Origin of the sequence: Nocardioides sp. (assembly GCF_004803405.1) — a bacterium.
GTDB lineage: Bacteria > Actinomycetota > Actinomycetes > Propionibacteriales > Nocardioidaceae > Nocardioides > Nocardioides vastitatis.
Window position 1 is genome coordinate 19,240 of the sequence record NZ_SSXI01000145.1, and the last position, 21,146, is coordinate 40,385.

The window sequence follows — 21,146 nt, forward strand, 5'->3', positions numbered from 1 at the left end:
CACCGCGATCAGAGGCCGCTTTGACCGGGAACCCACGACGTGCCCGCCAGCGGGACGCGGGCCATCGCCGCGGCCTCGATCGAGACGCCGACCAGGTCCTCCGGCTCGAGGTGCTGGAGGTGGGCCTTGCCGCAGGCGCGGGCGATGGTCTGGGCCTCCATGGTCATCACGCGGATGAAGTTGGCGAGCCGGCGACCACCCTCGACGGGGTCGAGGCGGGCCGCGAGATCGGGGTCCTGGGTGGTGATGCCGGCCGGGTCCTTGCCGTCCTGGAAGTCGTCGTAGAAGCCGGCCGCGGAGCCGAGCCTCTCGTACTCCGCGGCGTAGCGCGGATCGTTGTCGCCGAGTGCGATGAGCGCGGCCGAACCGATCGCGACCGCGTCGGCACCGAGTGCCATCGCCTTCGCGACGTCGGCGCCGTTGCGGATGCCACCGGAGACGATGAGCTGCACCTTGCGGTGCAGGCCGAGTTCCTGCAATGCCTGCACCGCCTGCGGGATGGCTGCCAGGGTCGGGATGCCGACATGCTCGATGAAGACGTCCTGCGTCGCCGCGGTACCGCCCTGCATGCCGTCGACGACCACCACGTCGGCGCCGGCGTGGCAGGCCAGCTTCACGTCGTAGTAGGTCCGGGTGGCGCCCACCTTCACGTAGACCGGCTTCTCCCAGTCCGTGATCTCGCGGAGCTCGCCGATCTTGATGGCGAGGTCGTCGGGACCGGTCCAGTCGGGGTGGCGCGAGGCCGAGCGCTGGTCGATGCCCTGCGGGAGGGTGCGCATGCCGGCGACCCGCTCGGAGATCTTCTGGCCGAGCAGCATGCCACCACCGCCGGGCTTGGCGCCCTGGCCGAGCACCACCTCGATCGCGTCGGCCTTGCGAAGATCGTCGGGGTTCATGCCGTAGCGCGAGGGCAGGTACTGGTACACGAGGTGCTTGGACTGGCCCCGCTCCTCGGCGGTCATGCCGCCGTCTCCGGTCGTGGTCGACGTACCGACCTCGGACGCACCGCGACCGAGTGCCTCCTTGGCGCGCCCGCTGAGCGCGCCGAACGACATGCCCGCCACCGTCACCGGGGTGGCCAGGTGGAGCGGGAACTTCGCGTACCGGGTCCCGAGCAGCACGTCGGTGTCGCATCGCTCGCGGTAGCCCTCGAGCGGGTAGCGCGACATCGACGCACCGAGGAACAGCAGGTCGTCGAAGTGCGGAAGGGAGCGCTTGGCACCTCCGCCCCGGATGTCATAGATGCCGGTCTCCGCGGCGTTCCGGATCGCTGCGATCGTCGCGCGGTCGAAGGTGGCCGACTCCCGCAGGCCCCAGTTGCTCGTAGTCATGTGTGGCTCCTGCTCAGTACGTGTTCGTCGCGGCGAAGTGGTAGAGCTTCCGGGCGGACCCGTACCGCGTGTACGACGCCGGATCGTCGTGCACATGGCCGGCGGCCTTGAGCAGGCCGGCCAGCTCCTCGAGGTGCTCGGGGCGCATCTCCTTGGCGACGCAGTCGGCGCCGAGCGACCTCACCGTGCCCCGGACGTAGATCCGGGTCTCGTAGATCGAGTCCCCGAGCCCGTCGCCGGCGTCGCCACGGACGACGAGCCGGCCCGCCTGGGCCATGAAGGCGCTGCTGTGGCCGACGCTGCCGCCCACGACGATGTCCGCGCCCTTCATCGAGATGCCGCACCGGGCCGCGGCGTCGCCGTCGATGACGAGGAGACCGCCGTGGGCGGTGGCTCCTGCGGCCTGTGAGGCGTTCCCCTTGACCACCACGGTGCCGCTCATCATGTTCTCGGCCACGCCGGTCCCGGCGTTGCCCTCGATGACGATCTCGGCCTGCTGGCTCATCCCGGCGGCGTAGTAGCCCACGTGGCCGGCGATGGTGATCTTCACCGGGGCGTTCACCCCGACGGCCACGCTGTGCGCGCCGAGGGGATGCTCGATGCGGACCTCCCCTTCGAGGTCCGGGGCGTGCAGGGCCTGGTTGACCGCGCGGAGAGGGGTCGTGGCCAGGTCGTAGGTCGTGACATGGGGGCTCACGCGGAGACCTCCGCACGGGTCCAGTGGTAGATGACCTCGGGCTCGGGCTCCCAGATCCGGGCGGCCTCGATGCCGGGCAGGTGGGCCAGGGCACGGAACTCCGACGCCATCGCGACCCAGTCGTCCGTCTCCGCGATCACCGCCGGCTTGCAGGCGATCGCGTCGCGGACCACCGCGAAGGAGTCGCGGTGAGAGACCAGCAGCGTGTAGAAGCCGTCGAAGGTGGTGCACAGCTCCTTGAGTGCGACGTCGACCTCCTTGCCGGCGGCCAGCTGGTGGGCCACGAACCGGGCCGCGACCTCGGTGTCGTTCTGGGAGTCGAACTCGACGCCGGCGGCGATCAGCTCCCGGCGGACCGTGGCGTGGTTGGAGAACGAGCCGTTGTGCACCAGGCACTGGTCCGGTCCCACGGCGTAGGGGTGCGCGCCGCCGGCCGTGACCGCGGACTCCGTCGCCATTCGGGTGTGCCCGACACCTTGCCATCCCTGTGCCCCGGCGAGGCCCCACGCCTCGGCGAGCGCAGTGGGTCTGCCGACGCCCTTGAGGACGGCGAGATCGGACCCGAAGCCGCCGACCAGTACCTTCGGGTAGGCCTTGCGGGCCGCGGCCAACAGCTCCTCGGAGTCGACGCCGGCGTTGACGAGGTACGTCGTGCCGCGCGCCTGGACGGACACGTCGACGCCCAGCTCGGCGGCAAGCGCTCGAGCGACCTCGTCGGTCGAGGCGCCGACCGCGATGAGGGAGATCGCCCCCCTGCCTGCCGGAGACCAGGTCGGGTCGCCGTAGACGGCGATGCCGGCGGAGTCCGCGCCGCGGTCCTCCATCTCGCACAGCATGCCGGCGAGCAGGGCACCGAGCCGCGGGTAGAGATCAGGTTTGCGCAGGTGCAACCCGACGATTCCGCACATGGGAGGTCCTTTCCAGGGGTCGTGGTCAGAAGGCGGTGAGGTAGGTGTCGACCTCCCACGGCGTCACCGTGCTGTGCCAGGCGAAGAACTCGTCCCGCTTGAGCCCCGCGAAGTACGTCGAGACGCTCCCGGGAGCCACCGGCCCGTTCTCGGGCACGGCAGCGTCGAGGACGCCGGCCATCACCGGGTCGGCGTCGAGGAGATCGACCGCGTGCAGCAGGGTGCGGGGCAGGTCGGGTAGGTGGGAGGCCGTCGCGCCGACCGGACCCGGGTCCAGGCTTCGCTTGACACCGTCGAGCCCCGCGCCCAAAGCGCTCGCGATGGCCAGATAGGGGTTGGCCGAGCCGTCGCCTCCGCGCAGCTCGACCCGCTGGTCATCGGGCACCCGCACGTAGTGGGTCCGGTCGTTGCCCCCGTAGGTGGGCTTCCGCGGCGCCCAGGAGGCACCCGACGCGGTCGTGGTGGCGCCGGTGCGCTTGTAGGAGTTCACCGTCGGCGCAATGGTTGCCTGCAGCGCGCCGGCGTGCTCCAGCAGCCCGGCGACGAAGGAGTACGCCGTCGGCGAGAGACCCAGGCCGTGCGGGTCGTCGGCTCCCTCCGCGTCGTCACCCGGGAACACCGGGACGCCGCCGCTGGTCAGCGAGAGGTGGAGGTGCAGGCCGCTGCCGGTCCGGTCGGAGAACGGCTTCGGCATGAACGTGCAGACCATCCCGCGATCGGCGGCCATCATCGACAGCAGGTAGCGCAGAGTCACCACACGGTCGGCGGTGGTGAGGGCGTCGGCGTACGTGAAGTTCTGCTCGAACTGGCCGTTGCCGTCTTCGTGGTCGTTGGCGTAGTTGCCCCAGCCGAGCTGGTTGATCGCTGTCGAGACCCCGGCGAGGTGGTCGTACATCCGGGTGAGCCCTCGTACGTCGTAGCAGGGCTGGTCGGCGGTGTCCTCGGCGTCGGCCGTCACGAGGCTGCCGTCGGACCGCCGCTTGAGCAGGAAGTACTCGACCTCGGCGCCCACCCAGGGCTCGAACCCCGCATCGGTGGTCTGCGCCAGGATTGCCTTGAGGATGTTGCGGGGCGCGAACGGCCACGGCCTGCCCTCGACGTGCGGGTCGCAGTGGACCAGCGCCAGCCCCTCCTTGATGAAGGGCACGGGCGTGAAGGAGGCCGGATCCGGAACAACCACCAGGTCGGGGTCCTTCGGCTCCTGGCCGATCGCCCCGACGGCGTAGCCGGCGAAGCCGACCCCGTCGGTCGCGAGCTCGTCGACGGCCTCGACCGGCACCAGCTTGGCGCAGGGCTTGCCGCGCAGGTCGACGAAGAGCGCGAGGACGAACCTGGTGCCGTTGGCCTCGCAGAGCGTGGCCAGGTCGGGGGAATGCGGCATGACGCCTCCGTGTGTTCACTGAAGTGAATCGTTGTCTACAGATAGTAGACCGGAGGTGCGTTTCGCCCGTGTTTCCGTCGCGTGAGGACTTCGTCTCCGCACGTCGCCCGGCCGGATCGTCCGGCCGGCATCGGGATGTAACAGTGCGGTGACCGCCGCGACGCACGCCTGCCCGACGCTACGACCAGGCCCGGAGAGGGCGGGGAAGGAGGAACGGTGCGCTACACGCAGTCGGTGCGCGGTCACGGCTACACCTTCGAGGGCCTGGTGGACCTGCTGGCGAAAGCGTCACCCGCCCGGTCCGGCGACGTCCTCGCCGGTTGCGGGGCCGCCTCCGCGGTCGAGCGGGCCGCTGCGCGCTGGGCACTCGCCGACGTACCGCTGACGACCTTTCTCAGCGAGCCGGTCGTGCCGCCCGAGGACGACGACGTCACCCGGCTCATCTGGGACCGCCAGGACTCGACGGCGTTCGCCCCGTTGGCGCACCTCACCGTCGGCGGCCTCCGCGAGTGGTTGCTGTCCACTGCGGTCCTGCCCGACGCCGCGCACGTTCTGGCTGCAGTCGCGCCCGGTCTCACCCCCGAGATGGTCGCGGCCGTCTCCAAGCTCATGGGCAACAAGGACCTGGTCTCGGTCGCCGCGGCCACCAGCGTGGTGACCTCCTTCCGGAGCACCATCGGCCTGCCCGGACGGATGGCGACCCGGTTGCAGCCCAACCATCCTGCCGACGACCCGCGTGCTATCGCGACCACCGTGCTCGACGGCCTGCTGCTCGGCTCGGGCGATGCCGTCATCGGCATCAACCCGGCCTCCGACGACCCCGCCACGGTCGCCACGCTGCTGCACCTGCTCGACGAGATCCGGCAGCGCTACGAGATCCCCACCCAGTCCTGCGTGCTGACCCACGTCACAACGACGATCGACCTGATCGAACGCGGCCACCCGGTCGACCTGCCCTTCCAGTCGATCGCCGGGACGCAGCGCGCCAACGAGGCGTTCGGGGTGACGCTGTCGATGCTGGCGGAGGCCGACCAGGCGGCCCGGTCCCTGGAGCGTGGCACCGTCGGGCAGAACGTCATGTACTTCGAGACCGGGCAGGGGGCGGCGCTCTCCTCCGACACCCATCGGGGTACCGACGGCCGCCCGGTCGACCAGCAGACGCTCGAGGCACGGGCTTACGCCGTGGCGCGGGCGTTCGACCCGCTGCTGGTCAACACCGTGGTCGGCTTCATCGGGCCGGAGTACCTCTTCGACGGCAAGCAGATCACCCGGGCAGGCCTGGAGGACCACTTCTGCGGCAAGCTGCTCGGGGTCCCGATGGGCGTGGACGTCTGCTACACCAATCACGCAGAGGCGGACCAGAACGACATGGACGACCTGCTCATCCTGCTCACCGCCGCGGGCTGCAGCTTCGTCATCGCCGTGCCCGGCGCCGACGACGTGATGCTGGGCTACCAGTCGACGTCCTTCCACGACGCGCTCGACGCCAGACGCCTCCTTGGGAAGAGGCCGGCGCCGGAGTTCGAGGCATGGCTGGAGCGGATGGAGCTCCTCGGTCCGGACGGCCGGCTGCGGGCCATCGACCCGGGCGCCTCCGCGTTGGGCCGGCTCAGGGAGATCGCCCCGTGAGCGACCGCACGACCGAGACCTTCTGGTCCGCCCTGCGCGCCGAGACTCCTGCACGGGTCGGTCTGCACCGGGTGGGCGACGGTGTCGGCACCCGGCACGTGCTCGAGGCCGCCGAGGCGCACGCCTTCGCCCGCGACGCGGTGCACGGGCATCTCGACGTGCCGGCCCTCGCTGCCGAGCTGGACTCGCTCGGCCTCGGCCCGGCGCTGCACGTGCCCTCCAAGGCCCTGGACCGGGCCACCTACCTCACGCGGCCGGACCTGGGCCGCATGCCGGGGGAGCTGCCGCCACTGCGAGCCGACCGGGCCGACCTCTGCGTCGTCCTGGCCGACGGTCTGAGCGCCGAGGCGGTCCACCGGCACGCGGTGCCGGTGCTGCGGGAGCTGCTGCCGCTGCTCGATGCCGGGACGACCGTCGCCCCACCGGTCGTCGCCACCCAGGCCAGGGTGGCGTTGGGCGACCATGTGGGGGCGGTCCTGCGAGCGGCGCTGGTCCTGGTGCTGGTCGGCGAGCGCCCGGGGCTGTCCTCCAGTGACAGCCTCGGCGCGTACCTCACCTGGGCGCCGGCTCCCGGTGTCCAGGACTCGGCGCGCAACTGCGTCTCCAACATCCGGCCACCGCACGGGCTCGACCACGCCTCGGCCGCGCGCACCCTCGCCCGTTTGATCGGCGGCGCCCGCAGGCTGGGCGCCACCGGAGTCCGGCTCAAGGACACCGGAGAGCTGACGGCTCCTCCAGAGCCACGCTGACGAACGGTGCCGGGTCGCACAGACGCCGCCGGAGCAGCCAGCTCCGGCGGCGTCTCACCGCACCTGTCGACAGCGGGGCAGACGGTCAGTAGACCGACGGCTCTCCCTCCACTGCCGGCCCGGCCTCGACCGGCTCATGGGCGATCATCTGCGCGTAGGCGTGCCTCTCGTGCAGCACCATCTTCGCGAGGAAGCCGACGAGCATGGCGAAGGCGATGAGGACGAACAGCACCTGGAGGGCGGTGCTGCCGGCGCCGGTGAAGACGGCGGTGGCGCCGTCCCAGGAATCGATAGGACTCATGACTGCTCCTTCAGAGGATCGCGGGCTGGCCCGCGGTGCCGATGGACTCGGGATAGGCCTCGGCCGGGACCTCGCTGAGATCGAGCCCGGCGAGCTCGACCTCGGGCGGGATGCGCAGCATCCCGGCCTTCTTCAGGCCGAGCGAGACGAGATAGCCGGGCACGAAGCCGAGCACGGCGAGCACCACGGCGCCGCCGATCTGGCCCATCGGCGTGATGCCGGGCAGGTCCGCCACGTTCGGGTAGCCCCACAGGAGGAACCCGGACACCACGATGCCGTAGAAGGCGCAGCCGCCGTGGACCGTCACTGCACCGACGACGTCGTCGATGCCGAATCGCTCGATGAGCCTGCCGAGATAGGGGATCAGAGAGCCGCCGACAGTGGCGACCACGAAGGCGAGTGCCGGGTGGTAGAGATCCATGCCAGGGGCCACCGAGATGACGCCCGCGAGACCACCGGAGATCGTCCAGAACGGCTCACCCTTCGAGGAGACGTAGGCGCCGATGATGCCGCCGGCCAGACCCATCAGGGTGCTGAAGGCGATCGCCGAGAGGGTGGTCGCGTTGCCGAAGATCGAGAAGTAGCCGGTGTTGGTGTAGACCACGCAGCCCATCAGGAAGCCGAAGAAGCCGATGAAGATCATCATCAGGCCGAGCATCGTGAGGGGCAGGTTGTGCGGCGGGATGGTGACGGCCTTCCCGTCCACGAAGCGACCGATCCGCGGGCCGAGGTTGAGCAGCACGCCGAGCGTGAAGGCCCCCGCGATCAGGTGGACGCAGCCTGCAGCGCCGAAGTCGTGCCAGCCCCACTCGGTGAGCATCCAGCCGTTGCCGTGCCAGGCCCAGGCGGCGCCGATGATCCAGACCACGGAGCCGAGCAGCGTGGTGAGGACGAGGAAGGCGCTCGTGCGGATCCGCTCGAGCACCGCCCCCGACATGATCGAGCCGGTGGTGGCGGCGAAGAGAGCGAAGGCACCCCAGAAGATGCCGTTGACCGAGTCGGTCCGCGGGCCCATCTCCTCACCCCACGGGAGGTAGGCGGCCGCTCCGGAGAAGTCGATGCCGCCGAACGGGAAGGCGGGGAAGGCGTAGTAGAACCACCAGCCGAAGAAGAAGAACGTCGCGATGACGACGGCGAAGGTGAGCAGGTTCTTCATCGCCGCCGCAAGCACGTTCTTCGAGCGGGAGGCGCCGACCTCGTAGGCGAGGAAGCCGGCATGGATCGCGACCATGAGGGCGATCGATACCCAGTAGAAGAGGTCGGTGATGACCGCCTCCATCGCGGCGAGAGTGTCCTCGGGTGTCATGTGACCTCCATATGGTCAGAGAAGTGGACGCAGTCTCCTGGGCGGAGACTTCGGACGGGTTGCGCTGTTCGGCCGGGGCGTAAGGTCTGGTTTCGGAATCGGGCGCCAGGTGACGATCAGACGTCCGTCACAGCGGCACGCAGGTAGGCGACGACGTCGCCGCGGTGGGCGAGGAATCCCTTGTAGGACGCGATGTCCTCGGGCAGCTCCTCAACGACGGCGGCAAGCTGCTCGCACCAGGCGGGCACGGCGCGCAGCTCGGCGAGTGACGCCATGAAGGTGCGGATGTTGAAGGTGACCGCACCGCTCATGGGCAGCCGGACGAAGTGCTCCAGCTCGATCCGGAGCTGGATGTTCTCGATGGCGTCGCCGGCCGCCATCCGGGCAGGCATGTCGGTGCCCCACTCTGGAAGCGACTCCAGGGCGATGTCGAACTTGCGGGTGGGGGAGGCGGCCAGGTTCCAGTTGAGCCGGCGGTAGACCTTGTCGGCGGGCAGCCGCATCAGGAACTGCTCGGCCCGGGCGACGATGCCCTCCCCGGCCAGCCGGGGGACCGGGCCGTGGATCTCGTACATGTCCATGCCGACATCGAAGGAGACCGACCAGGCCGCCGCGAACGCCACGGCACCGGCATCGAAGTAGAGCCGGCTGTCGCGCTCGGTGACCATCAGCAGGTCGTCAGGCACCTCGCGGCTGAGGAACTCCAGCGGGCCGTGCGGGATCGAGCTCCAGTCGCCGACGACGAAGCCCTGATCGGTCCCGAGAAGGTCGTTCTCCCAGCGGAATGCAGCCCGGTCCCCGCCTACGCCCTCGGTCAGGCGCATCAGCTCGGGGTAGGACACGGACAGGTCCCGCAGGTAGTAGAGCAGCAGATCCCAGCAGGCCAGCTCGGTGCCCGGTCGGATCTTGACCCGGTGCGGATCCCGGTCGTGGGTGGTCCGCTTCTCGGCGATGATCGTGAGGTAGTCCGAGCCACCCAGGTCGACGAGGTGCCGTCCCCACTCGCCGGCCCTGGTCTTCCGCGGGACCCGGGCCGGGTCGACGTTGACGCTGTAGCGGAAGGTCTCCAGATCCTCGGGGAAGGGCCAGGGCAGGGTGCCGACGTGATCGGCCGGTGCCGCCAGGTACGCCGTCACCGCCGGCGTACGGCGAGGGTTGATGCCCAGCGCGGCGAGCTCTGCCTCGGTGAAGCTCGGGGAGACGGCTCGGGCATGGCTCGCGACGCTCATAGCAGCACCTCGATCTCTGAGTGCTCGACACCGCGGGAGACGCAGCACAGCAGGATGTCCCCGCTCGCCCTGTCGTGGTCGGAGAGCACCAGGTCCCGGTGCTCGATGGACCCCGCGCGGGGAGTCCGCACGGAGATGCGGCACTCGCCGCAGACGCCCTGGCGGCACAGATTGGGTACGGGAAGGCCGGCGTCGAGGAGCGCCGTGAGCAGGGAGACGCCCGGCGCTACCTCGAGCCGTTGGCCCGTGGAGGCGACGATGGCGGTGAACGGGCTTCCCGGGTCCTGCTCGGGCGCCGAGAACCGCTCCAGGTGCACGCGGGTCGGCGGCCAGCCGGCGGCAGCGGCGAGCTCCTGATAGGTCTCCAGCAGCGGCAGCGGGCCGCATGCGTAGGCGTGAGTGCCCAGCGGTTGATCGGCGAACCGCGCGGTGAGCATCGCGACGGTCGCCTCGACGGTGGTGGCCTCGCGCAGCGTGACGCTGTCGTGGGTCTCGGCGAGCGCGTGCAGGTCCTCGAGGTGGGCAGCGTGGCCAGACCGGTAGGAGTAGAGGATCTCGGCGCTGCCACCCAGCCGGGCGATCGCCCGGGCGTGGGACAGCACGGGAGTGACCCCGATGCCGCCGGCGACCAGCAGGGCATGCCGCTGGTTCAGGACCGGCGCGAACATCGAGCGCGGACCCTCCACCTCGACCAGGTCACCGGGGGCGACGTGGTCGTGGAGCCAGTCCGAGCCGCCGCCCCTCCCGCGCCGCATCACCGAGATGCCGTACGACGAGGGGTTGATGCCGTCGTCGACGAGGGAGTAGGCGTTGCGGGTGGTTCCTGCCGTGACGACCAGGTGGCTACCCGGCTGGTAGGCGGTCAGCGGCCCGCCGTCGGCCGGCACGAACCGCAGGTGGGTGATCTGCGCGGTCAGTGGACGGACCTCGGTCACCCGCATCATCCGGGCCGAGGTTCGGTAGGCGTCGTGCGCGTGGAACCGATGCGTCGTGAGGTCGACGTCGGTGGTGAGTGTCATCGCGGTCTCCTCTCGGCTGGCTCCCACTGGTCGCTGGGGAGCTCGCTCGCGCGGGCGTCGGAGGCGAGGAAGCTTCCGAGCGCGCCGGCCAGGTGGTGATGGATCTGCAGCACCCGCGCGCAGCCCTTGCAGGTGACCTCGTCGCCGGGGGCGCCCTCGACCCGGTGGGTGTCGCGGCAGTGGGCGCAGTACACCGGCAGCTCGGCGGTGCTCGTCACGAAGCTGCGCAGCTCCGCCGGGACGAGTCCCGCGGCCCGGGCGGCGCTGAGGGTCAGCAGGACGTCGTACTGACCTCCGACGATCATCAGACGCACCCCGGTACGCGCGGTGGCGAGCAGCCGGTCGAGGATCTCGCGGTCAGCGGGAGTGTCGATGCCGTCCAGGACGCCGAGGGTCGTGGCCGCCATCGACTCGGCCACGCCGACCCATCGCCGTGCCACGCGGGCGGTCTCCGGGGTGCCGCCGAGAGCGAGCACGAGGTAGCTGGCGCCCGTGGGGTCGACCGGCTCGGGGGTGTCCGGCCAGACCGGCAGTGACAGCGCGGGCGGGTGCACGACCCCGGTCCTCGCCGCCTGGTCGGCGGTCACGACACCGCCTCCGGATGCTCGCCGCCGCCGCGCGTGCCGTGGTCGCGCAGCCACCGGGCGGCGCGATCCTTGTACTTGATGACGCCCTTGTAGTCGGCCATGTCCTCGGGCAGCTCGGCGAGGACCATCGCCGTCCGTAGCCGCCACGGCTCGACCGCGACCAGATCCTCGAAGGGGACCAGGTAGGTCCGGATGAGGAACATGATCGAGCCCGAGTCGGGCAGCCGCACCAGGTGCTGCACCTCCACGCGCAGGTGCACCAGTCGGCCGAAGGTCTCGTTGTCGACCTGCTGCACCAGCTCGCGGTCGGGACCCCAGTCGGGGTAGGTCTCGGTGGACACGTCGAGCCGGCGGCCGACGGTCAACGTCCAGTTCGTACGGCGGTAGGGCTGGTGTGGCTGGAGCCGCTTGAGGAACTCGTGCGCCCGGGTGATCACGCCCTCCTGGCGGATCCGGGGGACCGGGCCGTGGATCTCCAGGAAGCTCATCCCGACGTCGAACCCGAAGCTCCAGTCGGCAGCGAAGGTGACCACCCCCGCGTCGCCGTAGAGCTGGTCACGCTGGTCGAGCAGCACGATGTCCTCCTGCACCTGGCCAGAGACCCACCGCAGCGGCTCGTCGGGGAGCGACGCGTCGTCGGCGTACACGAACCTCTGGGTGAGGCCGAGGAGGCGGTTCTCCCACCGCCACCGCCCGTCGGCCTCGCGGGTGAGGGTCATGTCGTCGGGGTAGGCCGCGGCCAGCTCGCGCAGGAGCGTGAGCGCAGCGTCCCAGGCGGCGACGCGCATGTGCGGCAGGACCGCGTGGCGGGTGGGGTCGCGGCGAAGGATCTCCGCCCGCTCGGTGAGCTCTTCGCGGTAGTGCCCGTCGATGTCGACCAGCGGCTCGCCCCACTGCCCGGCCGCCGTGGCCACCGGACGGCCGGCGGGTTCGACGTTGGTGCTGTAGCGGTAGACGTCGTCGGTGAACGGGAACGGGAAGTGACGCAGCGACGCGGGCAGTGACCCGGCACGGGCGGGAACGGTGGTGCTCACAGGGCTATCTCCAGGGTCGGTCCGTCGGCGCGGGAGACGCAGGCCATCACGCACTCGGCGGCGGCCTTCTCGTCCTCGCTCAGGAACAGGTCTCGATGGAGGGGCTTGCCGGCGGTGACGGAGAGGCGGCACTCGCCGCACACGCCCTGGCGACACAGGTTGGGTACGTCGAGCCCGGCGCCTTCGAGCGCCTCCAGGAGGCTGGTGCCACTGGGCACCTCGAGCGTGGCGCCGGTAGAGGTCAGCTCGACGGTGAACGGGTCGCCCGGGTCGAGCGCGTCAACCCCGAAGCGCTCGTGGTGCATCCGCGAGCACGGCCAGCCGAGAGCGGCGGCCGTCTCGAGGACGGCGTCGGTCATCGCGGCCGGGCCGCAGACGTAGAGGTGCGTGCCGAGCGGCTGCTCGGTCAGTACCCGCCTCAAGCGGGCGAAAAACGCCTGGCGGTCGTGGAGCAGCTCGGCGCTGCCATCGGTGAGTGCGACGACGTCGTCGACGTGGGCGCCGTACCCCTCGCGGAAGACGTAGAGCACCTGCGCCTCCTGGCGCCGTGTCCGGGCGGCTCGCAGGTGGGACACGATCGGGGTCACCCCGATCCCGCCGGCCACGAGCAGGTGACGGCGGGCGCGGCTGACGGGCGCGAACGTGCTGCGCGGGAGGTGTGCGGTCACGGTGTCGCCGCGACGCAGCTCGTCGTGCAGCCAGCGCGAGCCGCCGGCACCGTCGGGCACCCGCAGCACCGAGACGGAGTACGTCGTCGGCGCGACCCCGTCCGACGTGAGGCTGTAGGCATTGGCGCGGCCGCCCGCGTCGACCACGAGGTGGCTGCCCGGCACGAAGCCGGGCAGCTCGCCGCCGTCGGCGGCGGTGAGGGTGATGCTGCGGACGCCCGGAGCCGCCTCGACGATCTCCGCGACGCTGAGCTCCAGCGTGCCCGCGACGGTCGCGGTCATGCGACGACCTCGTGTTGCCCGGCCCGTTCCTCGGCCCGTTCCTCGGTCCGTTCCTCGGCGTCGACCATGTAGCCGAGGACGTGGCCGGAGCGCCGAGAGACGTGGTGGTAGACGACCAGGTCGCGACGGCATCCAGCGCACGGCGTGACGTCGTGAATGCTCGCCGGGGACCAGGTCAGACGGCGACAGTGCGCGCAGAAGACGTCGAACCCGTCGTCCCCGGTGGGCTCCACGTGGAGCTCGTCGTCCTCCACCCCGGTGCTCACGGCACTGCCACGGAGGGCCAGGCAGGCGCTGACCGGGCCGGCCAGGCGGACCCGCACCCCGACGCGTGCCAGGGTCAGTGCCGCGACCAGCGCCTCGCCGGCAGCGGCTGCGTCGTCGGCGTGCAGGATCCGGACGTCCTCGACGTGCGCTTGCGAAGCGAGGGTGGTCGCCCATGCGTCGAGCACCCGGAGGGAAGCGGTCCCGACGCCGACCAACAGGTAGGAGGTGCCGGTGGAGTCGCCGGACATGGTCGCGTCGTCAGGCTGCCGACGTGCGCCGGGGAGGGCCCACCGCGGCATGCTCGTGTGTGCCAACTGCGTCACGGCCGGTTCCTCAGAGCAGGCTGGCGTCGCGATGGCCGGCGTAGAAGGCGAGCGCGTAGCTCGGCGTGCTGAAGTGGATCTTCGAGCCCTTCGGGAAGAAGATCGCGTCCTTCGCCTTGGCCACGACGCTCTGGCCGGTCTCCTTGTTCTCCAGGAGGAACTCGCCCTCGAGCACCACCTTCATCTCGTCGTACTCGTACTCGTAATAGAGGGGCTCGTCGGTACGCCGGAGCTCGAAGAATCCCGAGCACATCACGCTGCCTTCGGGGTTCTCGTAGACGTCGCCGATGTAGCCCTCGGTGCCCGGGTACTCGGCCTCGGACATCCGCGGGAGGTTCTTCCACCTCTCGGTGGCGACGCGGAACGGTGCCTGGGTGACGATCTCCATACGACGGCCTCACATCCTGTGGGGAAACATTGTCCTCTCATAGGAAACAGCCTTGTTGTTTCCGTGCGGTGAAGGCTTGGTTGCGATCGTGCGCCGTCGGGAGGGCAGACCGGGTACGTGGCGGTCGTCGCGGACGAATCGGGAAACGGGACATGCGCCGTGCGCGACGGGCCTATGGTGGAGAACCGCTCCCTGACCGAGGCTGTGAGAGACATGGACGAAGCAGTGGGAAGCATCTCCGGCTTGTGGCGGTTTCCGGTCAAGTCCATGGCGGGTGAGCACCTGTCGACAGGGGACCTGACGTCGCGCGGCTTCGTGGGTGACCGGGCGTACGCCCTCATCGATGTCGAGACCGGCAACGTGGTCAGCGCCAAGAGCGCGAAGCGGTTCCCGGACATCCTCTCCTGTCGGGCCGGCTACCTGGATCCGCCGGAGGTCGGAGCCGAGGCTCCGCCGGTGCGGATCACGTTCCCCGACGGCGCCTCCACGACGAGCGACGCATCGGACCGGGACGAGGTGCTCACCAGGTTCTTCGGCCGGAAGGTGAGACTCAGCTCGGTGGCGCCCGAGGACTACACCATCGACCAGTACATCCCCGACGTCCCCGATGCCGATCCAGCCGGCCATCGCGACACCGTCGTCGACCAGAAGCTGGGCTCGGCCTTCTTCGACGAGATCGGGGCGCCGTCCCCGGTGCCCGTCGGCGCGTTCTTCGATCTGTTCCCGGTGTCGGTGATCACCACCTCGACGCTGGACCGTCTTCAGCAGCTCCAGCCCGAGAGCCGGTTCGAGCCCCGTCGTTTCCGCATGAACGTCGTCATCGCAAGTGAGCGGGACGGGTTCGTGGAGAACGACTGGATCGGACGCGACCTCCAGCTCGGTGACGGTGCACGCGTCAAGCTGGCCATGCCTGATCCGCGTTGCGTGATGCCGACCCTGGCGCAGGGCGACCTTCCCCGGGACAACGCCATCCTCCACACGCTGGTGCGCCACAACCGGCTCGAGCTCGAGCCCGGAGCTCGCTATCCGTGCGCCGGGGCCTACGGCGTCGTCGACCAGCCCGGCTCGATCCGGGTCGGAGACCCGGTCGCCGTCGTCTGATCCTGCGGTCAGGAGCCCGTCCTCGAGGCCGAAGCCGATGACGACGAGTGACTGCGCCGGGTGAGCGGGCGGGCGTACGGTGAAGCCATGCGTGGTGACCGCGTGGAGATCGTGATCGATGCGGGTGGCGAGGTCCGCACCTACGTGATCGAGGCCACCCGGAACGGGCGCCGGGTCGAGATCGAGACCGGGCGCGGCGTGGTCACGGTCTCGGAGGTGACCCGCAGCGGTACGCCGGTCCGGACCGCGCGCTTCATGGCGACCCGCATCCTCGCGCTGGTCGAGCATCCCGCGGCGGACCAGAACATCGCCCGAGAGGTCCCGGAGCCCCAGCAGGCCGGGTCCTCCGGCTGACCTGGGGTGTCGTCACGCACTCAGCCGTGCAGACGACGGTAGGCCGCGACGGCACCCGCGTGAAGCCGGACCGGCGACGTCTGGATCATCAGCCCGGGCGTGAGGTACTGCAGGCCGAGGACGAACTCGGGCATCAGCCGGGCGGAGTCCTCGGCCAGCACCTCGACGACGGTCTGTGCCGTCTGTTGCGGGAGTCCCGACCGGGCGAGAAGGAAGTTCGGGACCCCGACCGTCACCCCCAGGCGTTCGGGCGCGTAGCTGACGCGCGGCACCCGCCGCTCGACGTAGGGGTAGCCCGACAACGTCGCCATGGCCGGCACGAGGCCGCCCAGATCCAGCATCCGCAGCGGGAACCGTGCGTCGACCTCGCTGAGGATCGGCGTCGGAATGCCGCCGGACCACAGCACCGCGTCGGTCTCGCCACGCTGCAGCTCGTCGAGCGAGGTGGCGAGCCCGGAGTGCCGTACGTGCACGCCGCGTGGGCCGTCGGTGCCCAGGCCCGCGGCCCGCAGCAGTACCGCGCCGGTGACTGCCGCGCCGGAGCCGGCCGCGCCGAGCGTCGCACGGCGCCCGGCGAGGTCCGTCACCGTCCGGACCGGTCCGTCGGCAGCGACGACCAACTGGAGGTAGTTCTCGTAGATGCGCGCCAACGCGCGCACGCGTTCGCCCCGGTCTCCCTGGGCGGCGGCAGCCACGCTGTCGGCGAGTCCCAGGCCCAGGTCCGCCTCGCCGCGGGCTAGTCGGTCGTAGTTCTCCTGCGTGCCGTCGGTGATGTGCACCTCGACCTGGAGGCCGTCCACGCGTCTCTCCAGCCGCGCGGCCAGGAGGCGAGCGAACGCGACGTAGATGCCGCCCTCGTCGCCTGCCGCGATGCGCAGGCGGCGCGGACCAGCACTACACCCGCTCAGCAGCCCGGGGGCGACGGCAGGCGCCAGTGCCCAGAGGCCCAGGGAGAGGAACTGACGGCGGGTGCTCATGGCTGCGTGCCGTCCCCGCTGGGCTCGGAGCCTGGTCCCAGGCGGGCCTCCGCGATCGTGCCGGTCCCGTTGTCTCCCGGTCGGATCCGGAGCGTCCCTTGCCGCGCAGCGACGATCTCACGCGCGATGGACAGACCCAGTCCGGATCCGTCACCGCTCGTCGAGCCCCGCCAGAAGCGCTCGGTCGCGCGGTGCCAGTCATCCGCCGGCAGGCCCGGGCCGTCGTCGGCGACCACGCAGTGCACACCGTCGTCGGCGTGGGCGGTGACCGTGATGACGGCGCCGCGTCCGGCGTAGCGCGTGGCGTTGTCGAGCAGTACGTCGAGGACCTGACCCAGGTCGTCGCGGGGCACCGGTACCGACGGCAGTGCACCCGCCACGGTCAGCCGCTGCTCGTGCTCCTGGGCGACGGGACCCCAGGCCTCGATGCGGTCCAGGACGACGTCGTCGAGCGGCGCCGTGTCGGTGGCCGATGCCTGCCCCGCCGCCAGGGTGTTCGCAGCCTCCTGGGCACGAGCGAGGGAGAGCAGCTGGTCGAGCAGCCGCTCGAGCCGGTCGAGCTCCCGCAGGAGTCCGGCGTGCGTGCGGACCCCGGTCTCGGCGAGATGGGTCCGCAGGTTGTCGGCACGGAGCCGGATGGCCGCCAGCGGGTTGCGGAGCTGGTGGGAGGCGTCGGCGACCAGCCGCCGCTGCTGGTCCAGTGAACGCTGCACCGCCGCCACCATCCGGTTGAACTCGGCGACCAGCTCCTGGAGCTCGGCCGGGCCGGTGGCCAGCACGGCGGCGCCCTGGCCGCCGCGGGCGATCGAGCGCGCGGTCTCCTCCAGCGAGTGCACCGGCCGCATCGCCCAGCGGGAGAGCGCCCTCGTGAGCACGGCGGCGGCGAGCAGCAGTGCCACGCCGACGACGACGAGCACGGCCCAGTACCGCAGCACGTCCCTGGCCGCGTGCTCGGTGCCGATCCGGGTCAGAGCGAGCGTCGCCACCTCGCCGCCCTCGGTGCTCGTGCTTCCGCGCAGCGGGTCGGCCGTGGTCCACGGAAACACGAGGGGAAGTGGCCGGCTCGGGTCGTCGAGCAGGCCGAGCCGGATCGACTCCGCGACCTCGGGCGACGACGGGTCGAGCTCACCTGCCGCAGCGATCACCCGACCGTCGGCGTCGACGACGAGGACGGGCTCGCCGTAGACCGCGTGGTAGCGCTCGACGAGCTGGGTGGCGTCACCCGAGGCGGCCTCCTCCGCGAGGACGGCGAGCTGGCGGTCGCGCTCCACAGCGAGTCGGGAGGTGCGCCGCTCGGCGAGCGTCAGCGCGAGGGGGACCGACAGGGACAGGACGGTGGTCAGGAGCAGCAGGCCGACCACGAGACGGACCCGACGCTCCATCAGCGACCGAGCCGGAAGCCGAAGCCGCGCACCGTGTGAAGGGGAAGATCCTCGCCCAACTTGCTGCGCAGTGAGGCCACGAAGAAGTCCAGCGACCGGGACCTTCCCACCTCCGGCGCTCCCCACACCTGCAGCTGGATCTCCTCCCGGCTCACCGCCTCGCCCGGCCGGGAGGCGATCGCCGTCAGCACGTCGATCTCGGTGGCGGTGAGCGCCACTGGCCGCCCCTCACGAGTGACGGTGCGCGCCGGCAGGTCCACGACCAGGCGGCCCCAGCTCAGCGACTGCTGTGGGGGACGCGGTCGCTGGTCGCCCGCGACACGGCTGCGGCGGATCAGGGCCTGCACCCGGGCCAGCAGCACCGCCTGGCTCACCGGCTTGACGAGGTAGTCGTCGGCGCCGGCGCGCAGCCCCAGAATCATCGCCCCGTCGCCGTCCCGCGCGGTGAGGACCAGCACCGGCACCGTTGAGGCGCGTCGCAGCACATGGAGGAACTCCAAGCCGTCGATATCGGGCAGGCCGAGGTCGAGGAGCACGACATCGACATCCTTCACCCGGCGCAGACCGTCGTCACCGCGCCGGCAGAGGGTGGTCTCCCACCCGGCGGTCGTGAAGGTCTCGACGAGAGCCTCGCCGACTCCCTCGTCGTCCTCGACCACGAGCACTCGCACGGTGGTCACGATACGGCTCGGTGGGCGTTTCCCGGGGGCCGCGCAGCGACGCCCGTCCACGCTCGTGGTCAGAGCACCGCGGTGATCGCGGAGCGCAGTTGGTCGAAGGCAAGGACGATGAAGGTCAGCGCGCAGAGCCCCAGGATCACGTTCGACGTCGCCGTGTTGCGCCACTGTTCCGGCACTCGGTCCGAGTTGAGGAGCCAGAGCAGCGTGATCGCCAGGAAGGGCATGAACAGAGCGCCCAGGACCCCGTAGGCGAGGATCAGGTACACGGGCTGGCCCGCGAACAGCAGGACGATCGGCGGGATCGTCAGCCAGACCAGGTAGGCGTGGTAGAAGCGGCCCCCAGCCTGGCGGTCGGGGTGGTCGGGCGCCTGGCCCCGGACGTGGCCGGCGAAGTCCGCGAACATCAGGCTGACCCCGTTCCACACGCCGACGAGCGAGCTCATCGCGGCCGCCCAGAACCCGACGAGGAACACGGTTCCGGCCGCTGCGCCGTACCGGTCGCTGAGCACCCGGGAAAGGTCGAGCATGCCGGCGTCCCCCGTCTCGACGGCGATGCCTGCGGAGTAGAGGATCTCCGCGCCGACGACCAGGGTGGCGACGACGAAGATGCCGGTGACCAGGTACGCCACGCGGTTGTCGAGCCTCATCACCCGCATGAACGCCGGGGTGTGCCACCCCTTCTCGCGCAACCAGTAGCCGTAGGCGGCCAGCGTGATGGTGCCGCCCACACCGCCGGCGACGCTCAGCACGTTGAGCAGGGCGCCGTCCGGGATCCGGGGTGCCAGACCCGCGGCGAGCTCGGGCAGGTTGGGCACGGTCAGCGCCGCGGCGAACACCATCGTCGCGAACATCAGCAGCACGAACACACTGAGGGCCTTCTCGAACACGCTGTAACGGCCCGACCAGACGAGCGCGAGTCCGGCGATCCCGGAGGCGATGCCCCAGGCCTTCACGCCGAGGACCGGGAACAGCGCGTGGAGAGCCAGCCCGGTTCCCGCCATCGCCGCGGCTCCGTACACGAAGCCCCAGATGACGATGTAGGGCCCGAAGTACACGTGCGTCCAGCGCCCGAGGCTGCTCCACCCCTCGTAGAGGGTGCGACCGGAGGCGAGGCTGTACCGACCCGCACCCTCCACCAGCACGACCTTCATCACGCAGCCCAGCACCACCGCCCAGAGCAAGGCATAGCCGTACTTGCTGCCGGCGATCAGGGTGGCCACCAGGTCGGCGGCCCCGACGCCGGTGGCTGCGACCACGAGACCGGGTCCGACGAGGCGCCAGCGCGGCGCGGTCCCAGCGCGGTCGAGAGTGGTGCTGGTCATGGCGGGCTCCTTCAGGTGGCGGACACGATCCGCCGATCCTGTGACGGGCGACACATCCCGCGCGAGAGCAGCAGGCTGCAGGGCCCGAAATCCTTACGCGATGCAAACACTGGGCGACCGGACCGGGTGAAATGACTCGGCCCCGAGGAACGTCCGCGCGCCGGGCTGTCCCGGGCAGGCCACCGGGGCATCCCAGTGATGGTCGTGTCTGATTTCCGCCAGTGATTGTCGGTGCCGGGCAGCAGAATGTTCGCATGCAGATCACAGCGACCCGACGCGAGCAGCTGGACTTCACCCGCTGCTACACAGCTGTCCGGTCGCGGGACCGGCGCTTCGACGGGGTCTTCTACACCGCCGTCCGCACGACCGGGATCTACTGCCGACCGTCCTGCCCGGCCCGGACGCCGGCGCCGCGCAACGTGTCGTTCCACGCGACCGCGGCGGCCGCCCAGGCAGCGGGGTACCGCGCCTGCAAGCGGTGCCTTCCCGACGCCACACCCGGCAGCCCTGACTGGGACGTCGCCGCCACCGTGGCGGGCCGCGCGATGCGACTCATCGCCGACGGCGTGGTCGACCGGGAGGGCGTCGACGGCCTCGCCGCTCGACTCGGCTACTCGCCGCGGCATCTGTCGAGACTGCTGAGGGCCGAGCTCGGAGCCGGCCCGCTCGCCCTCGCCCGGACCCAGCGCGCCCAGACCGCGCGCGCGCTCGTCGAGAGCACGGAGCTCGGGTTCGCCGACGTCGCCTTCGCAGCCGGGTTCGCCAGCGTCCGCCAGTTCAACGAGACCATCCGCGAGGTGTACGACGCGACGCCGAGCCAGCTGCGCGGCCGCCGCGGGCGGAACCGGCCCACCCCCGGTGCGATGGACCTGCGGATCGCGGTGCGCACGCCCTTCGCCGGCCGGGCCCTGCTGCGGTTCCTGGCCGATCGGGCGGTGCCCGGCATCGAGCTCGCCGACGTCCGCGCCGACGGCACCGGCTGGTACGCCCGCACTCTCGAGCTGCCGCAAGGGCCGGGGGTCGCCCGCGTCGAGCTGGCCGACTCCGATGGGGTCGGCTCGTCGTACGTCCCGCTGCGGCTGCAGCTCCACGACCTCCGTGACACCGCCGCCGCCGTCGCCCGGATGCGCGCGCTGGTCGACGCCGACGCCGACCCGGTGGCCGTCGACGACCACCTCGCCGCGGACCCCGCCCTCGCCGCTCTCGTACGACGCCGGCCCGGCCTGCGCGT

At 71.1% G+C, this 21,146-nt stretch carries 22 protein-coding genes; 5 read left to right on the plus strand and 17 right to left on the minus strand.

All coding sequences use genetic code 11. The features are described from left to right. Positions 1-8: 8 nt before the first annotated feature. From E7Z54_RS10720 to glnT, 4 genes are read right to left on the minus strand one after another with little or no spacing between them, the layout of a single operon-like run. On the minus strand, positions 9-1,331 hold the full coding sequence (locus E7Z54_RS10720; protein WP_136433550.1) for an FMN-binding glutamate synthase family protein: 1,323 nt from the start codon (positions 1,329-1,331) through the stop codon (positions 9-11). Between the two features lie 13 nt (positions 1,332-1,344). Further along, positions 1,345-2,028 carry a protein glxC gene (locus tag E7Z54_RS10725; protein WP_206056131.1) on the minus strand — a complete coding sequence of 228 codons (684 nt, stop codon included), beginning with the start codon at positions 2,026-2,028 and terminating at the stop codon, positions 1,345-1,347. Then, complete coding sequence (locus tag E7Z54_RS10730; RefSeq protein ID WP_136433552.1) at positions 2,025-2,936, minus strand: glutamine amidotransferase; 912 nt, start codon at positions 2,934-2,936, stop codon at positions 2,025-2,027. Before E7Z54_RS10730 ends, E7Z54_RS10725 begins: the two co-directional genes overlap by 4 nt. Before the next feature lie 25 nt (positions 2,937-2,961). Beyond that, the gene (gene glnT / locus E7Z54_RS10735) at positions 2,962-4,317 is read right to left on the minus strand and encodes a type III glutamate--ammonia ligase (protein WP_136433553.1); all 1,356 of its coding nucleotides are present in this window, start codon (positions 4,315-4,317) and stop codon (positions 2,962-2,964) included. 216 nt (positions 4,318-4,533) lie between these two features. On the opposite strand from glnT, the gene E7Z54_RS10740 reads away from it, so the two are divergent. Continuing rightward, positions 4,534-5,946, plus strand: a complete 1,413-nt coding sequence (locus E7Z54_RS10740) for an ethanolamine ammonia-lyase subunit EutB (RefSeq protein ID WP_136433555.1) — start codon at positions 4,534-4,536, stop codon at positions 5,944-5,946. Continuing rightward, positions 5,943-6,695, plus strand: a complete 753-nt coding sequence (gene eutC, locus E7Z54_RS10745; RefSeq protein ID WP_240769622.1) for an ethanolamine ammonia-lyase subunit EutC — start codon at positions 5,943-5,945, stop codon at positions 6,693-6,695. Before E7Z54_RS10740 ends, eutC begins: the two co-directional genes overlap by 4 nt. 85 nt (positions 6,696-6,780) lie before the next feature. Here eutC and E7Z54_RS10750 read toward each other — a convergent pair whose 3' ends face one another. The 9 genes from E7Z54_RS10750 to E7Z54_RS10785 form a co-directional block, all read right to left on the minus strand. Next, entirely contained in the window at positions 6,781-6,996 is a 216-nt protein-coding gene (locus E7Z54_RS10750) for a hypothetical protein (protein ID WP_136433559.1), read from the minus strand. 10 nt (positions 6,997-7,006) lie between these two features. After that, entirely contained in the window at positions 7,007-8,302 is a 1,296-nt protein-coding gene (locus E7Z54_RS10755; protein WP_136433561.1) for an ammonium transporter, read from the minus strand. A gap of 116 nt (positions 8,303-8,418) precedes the next feature. Continuing rightward, positions 8,419-9,531 carry a heme-dependent oxidative N-demethylase subunit alpha family protein gene (locus tag E7Z54_RS10760; RefSeq protein ID WP_136433563.1) on the minus strand — a complete coding sequence of 371 codons (1,113 nt, stop codon included), beginning with the start codon at positions 9,529-9,531 and terminating at the stop codon, positions 8,419-8,421. Then, positions 9,528-10,550 (minus strand): PDR/VanB family oxidoreductase, encoded by a 1,023-nt coding sequence (locus E7Z54_RS10765; protein ID WP_136433565.1) that lies wholly within the window; start codon positions 10,548-10,550, stop codon positions 9,528-9,530. Before E7Z54_RS10765 ends, E7Z54_RS10760 begins: the two co-directional genes overlap by 4 nt. Further along, the gene (locus E7Z54_RS23155) at positions 10,547-11,137 is read right to left on the minus strand and encodes a dimethylamine monooxygenase subunit DmmA family protein (protein ID WP_206056132.1); all 591 of its coding nucleotides are present in this window, start codon (positions 11,135-11,137) and stop codon (positions 10,547-10,549) included. The genes E7Z54_RS10765 and E7Z54_RS23155 overlap by 4 nt, the downstream gene beginning before the upstream one ends. Continuing rightward, entirely contained in the window at positions 11,134-12,171 is a 1,038-nt protein-coding gene (locus E7Z54_RS23160) for a heme-dependent oxidative N-demethylase family protein (RefSeq protein ID WP_240769623.1), read from the minus strand. Before E7Z54_RS23160 ends, E7Z54_RS23155 begins: the two co-directional genes overlap by 4 nt. Next, positions 12,168-13,121 carry a PDR/VanB family oxidoreductase gene (locus E7Z54_RS10775; protein ID WP_136433567.1) on the minus strand — a complete coding sequence of 318 codons (954 nt, stop codon included), beginning with the start codon at positions 13,119-13,121 and terminating at the stop codon, positions 12,168-12,170. The genes E7Z54_RS23160 and E7Z54_RS10775 overlap by 4 nt, the downstream gene beginning before the upstream one ends. Beyond that, positions 13,118-13,711 (minus strand): dimethylamine monooxygenase subunit DmmA family protein, encoded by a 594-nt coding sequence (locus E7Z54_RS10780; RefSeq protein ID WP_136433569.1) that lies wholly within the window; start codon positions 13,709-13,711, stop codon positions 13,118-13,120. The genes E7Z54_RS10775 and E7Z54_RS10780 overlap by 4 nt, the downstream gene beginning before the upstream one ends. A gap of 10 nt (positions 13,712-13,721) precedes the next feature. Continuing rightward, positions 13,722-14,099, minus strand: coding sequence for a cupin domain-containing protein (locus E7Z54_RS10785; RefSeq protein WP_136433571.1), 378 nt, complete (start codon positions 14,097-14,099; stop codon positions 13,722-13,724). A gap of 213 nt (positions 14,100-14,312) precedes the next feature. On the opposite strand from E7Z54_RS10785, the gene E7Z54_RS10790 reads away from it, so the two are divergent. Then, complete coding sequence (locus E7Z54_RS10790; protein WP_168798273.1) at positions 14,313-15,200, plus strand: MOSC domain-containing protein; 888 nt, start codon at positions 14,313-14,315, stop codon at positions 15,198-15,200. 87 nt (positions 15,201-15,287) lie between these two features. After that, positions 15,288-15,554 (plus strand): hypothetical protein, encoded by a 267-nt coding sequence (locus E7Z54_RS10795; protein WP_136433575.1) that lies wholly within the window; start codon positions 15,288-15,290, stop codon positions 15,552-15,554. A gap of 20 nt (positions 15,555-15,574) precedes the next feature. Here E7Z54_RS10795 and E7Z54_RS10800 read toward each other — a convergent pair whose 3' ends face one another. From E7Z54_RS10800 to E7Z54_RS10815, 4 genes are read right to left on the minus strand one after another with little or no spacing between them, the layout of a single operon-like run. After that, positions 15,575-16,531, minus strand: a complete 957-nt coding sequence (locus E7Z54_RS10800; RefSeq protein ID WP_136433577.1) for a TAXI family TRAP transporter solute-binding subunit — start codon at positions 16,529-16,531, stop codon at positions 15,575-15,577. Then, positions 16,528-17,913 (minus strand): sensor histidine kinase, encoded by a 1,386-nt coding sequence (locus tag E7Z54_RS10805; protein WP_136433579.1) that lies wholly within the window; start codon positions 17,911-17,913, stop codon positions 16,528-16,530. The genes E7Z54_RS10800 and E7Z54_RS10805 overlap by 4 nt, the downstream gene beginning before the upstream one ends. After that, positions 17,913-18,593, minus strand: coding sequence for a response regulator transcription factor (locus E7Z54_RS10810; protein ID WP_206056133.1), 681 nt, complete (start codon positions 18,591-18,593; stop codon positions 17,913-17,915). The genes E7Z54_RS10805 and E7Z54_RS10810 overlap by 1 nt, the downstream gene beginning before the upstream one ends. A 59-nt stretch (positions 18,594-18,652) precedes the next feature. Continuing rightward, a complete protein-coding gene (locus E7Z54_RS10815; protein ID WP_136433581.1) occupies positions 18,653-19,915 on the minus strand; it encodes an Nramp family divalent metal transporter in 1,263 nt (420 codons plus the stop codon). Positions 19,916-20,169: 254 nt separating this feature from the next. Between E7Z54_RS10815 and E7Z54_RS10820 the strand changes: the two genes are divergently transcribed. Then, positions 20,170-21,146, plus strand: a 977-nt coding sequence (locus tag E7Z54_RS10820; RefSeq protein WP_136433583.1) for a bifunctional transcriptional activator/DNA repair enzyme AdaA, incomplete at its 3' end; no start/stop codon positions are given.

What these genes read in the sequence shown, in the direction of transcription:
- E7Z54_RS10755 (WP_136433561.1), bottom strand. Translation starts at nt 8,302, where the DNA reads ATGACACCCGAGGACACTCTCGCCGCGATGGAGGCGGTCATCACCGAC.
- E7Z54_RS10815 (WP_136433581.1), bottom strand. Translation starts at nt 19,915, where the DNA reads ATGACCAGCACCACTCTCGACCGCGCTGGGACCGCGCCGCGCTGGCGC.
- glnT (WP_136433553.1), bottom strand. Translation starts at nt 4,317, where the DNA reads ATGCCGCATTCCCCCGACCTGGCCACGCTCTGCGAGGCCAACGGCACC.
- E7Z54_RS10720 (WP_136433550.1), bottom strand. Translation starts at nt 1,331, where the DNA reads ATGACTACGAGCAACTGGGGCCTGCGGGAGTCGGCCACCTTCGACCGC.
- E7Z54_RS10765 (WP_136433565.1), bottom strand. Translation starts at nt 10,550, where the DNA reads ATGACACTCACCACCGACGTCGACCTCACGACGCATCGGTTCCACGCG.
- E7Z54_RS10785 (WP_136433571.1), bottom strand. Translation starts at nt 14,099, where the DNA reads ATGGAGATCGTCACCCAGGCACCGTTCCGCGTCGCCACCGAGAGGTGG.
- E7Z54_RS10800 (WP_136433577.1), bottom strand. Translation starts at nt 16,531, where the DNA reads ATGAGCACCCGCCGTCAGTTCCTCTCCCTGGGCCTCTGGGCACTGGCG.
- E7Z54_RS10805 (WP_136433579.1), bottom strand. Translation starts at nt 17,913, where the DNA reads ATGGAGCGTCGGGTCCGTCTCGTGGTCGGCCTGCTGCTCCTGACCACC.
- E7Z54_RS10795 (WP_136433575.1), top strand. Translation starts at nt 15,288, where the DNA reads ATGCGTGGTGACCGCGTGGAGATCGTGATCGATGCGGGTGGCGAGGTC.
- E7Z54_RS10775 (WP_136433567.1), bottom strand. Translation starts at nt 13,121, where the DNA reads ATGACCGCGACCGTCGCGGGCACGCTGGAGCTCAGCGTCGCGGAGATC.
- E7Z54_RS10730 (WP_136433552.1), bottom strand. Translation starts at nt 2,936, where the DNA reads ATGTGCGGAATCGTCGGGTTGCACCTGCGCAAACCTGATCTCTACCCG.
- E7Z54_RS10750 (WP_136433559.1), bottom strand. Translation starts at nt 6,996, where the DNA reads ATGAGTCCTATCGATTCCTGGGACGGCGCCACCGCCGTCTTCACCGGC.
- E7Z54_RS10790 (WP_168798273.1), top strand. Translation starts at nt 14,313, where the DNA reads ATGGACGAAGCAGTGGGAAGCATCTCCGGCTTGTGGCGGTTTCCGGTC.
- E7Z54_RS10760 (WP_136433563.1), bottom strand. Translation starts at nt 9,531, where the DNA reads ATGAGCGTCGCGAGCCATGCCCGAGCCGTCTCCCCGAGCTTCACCGAG.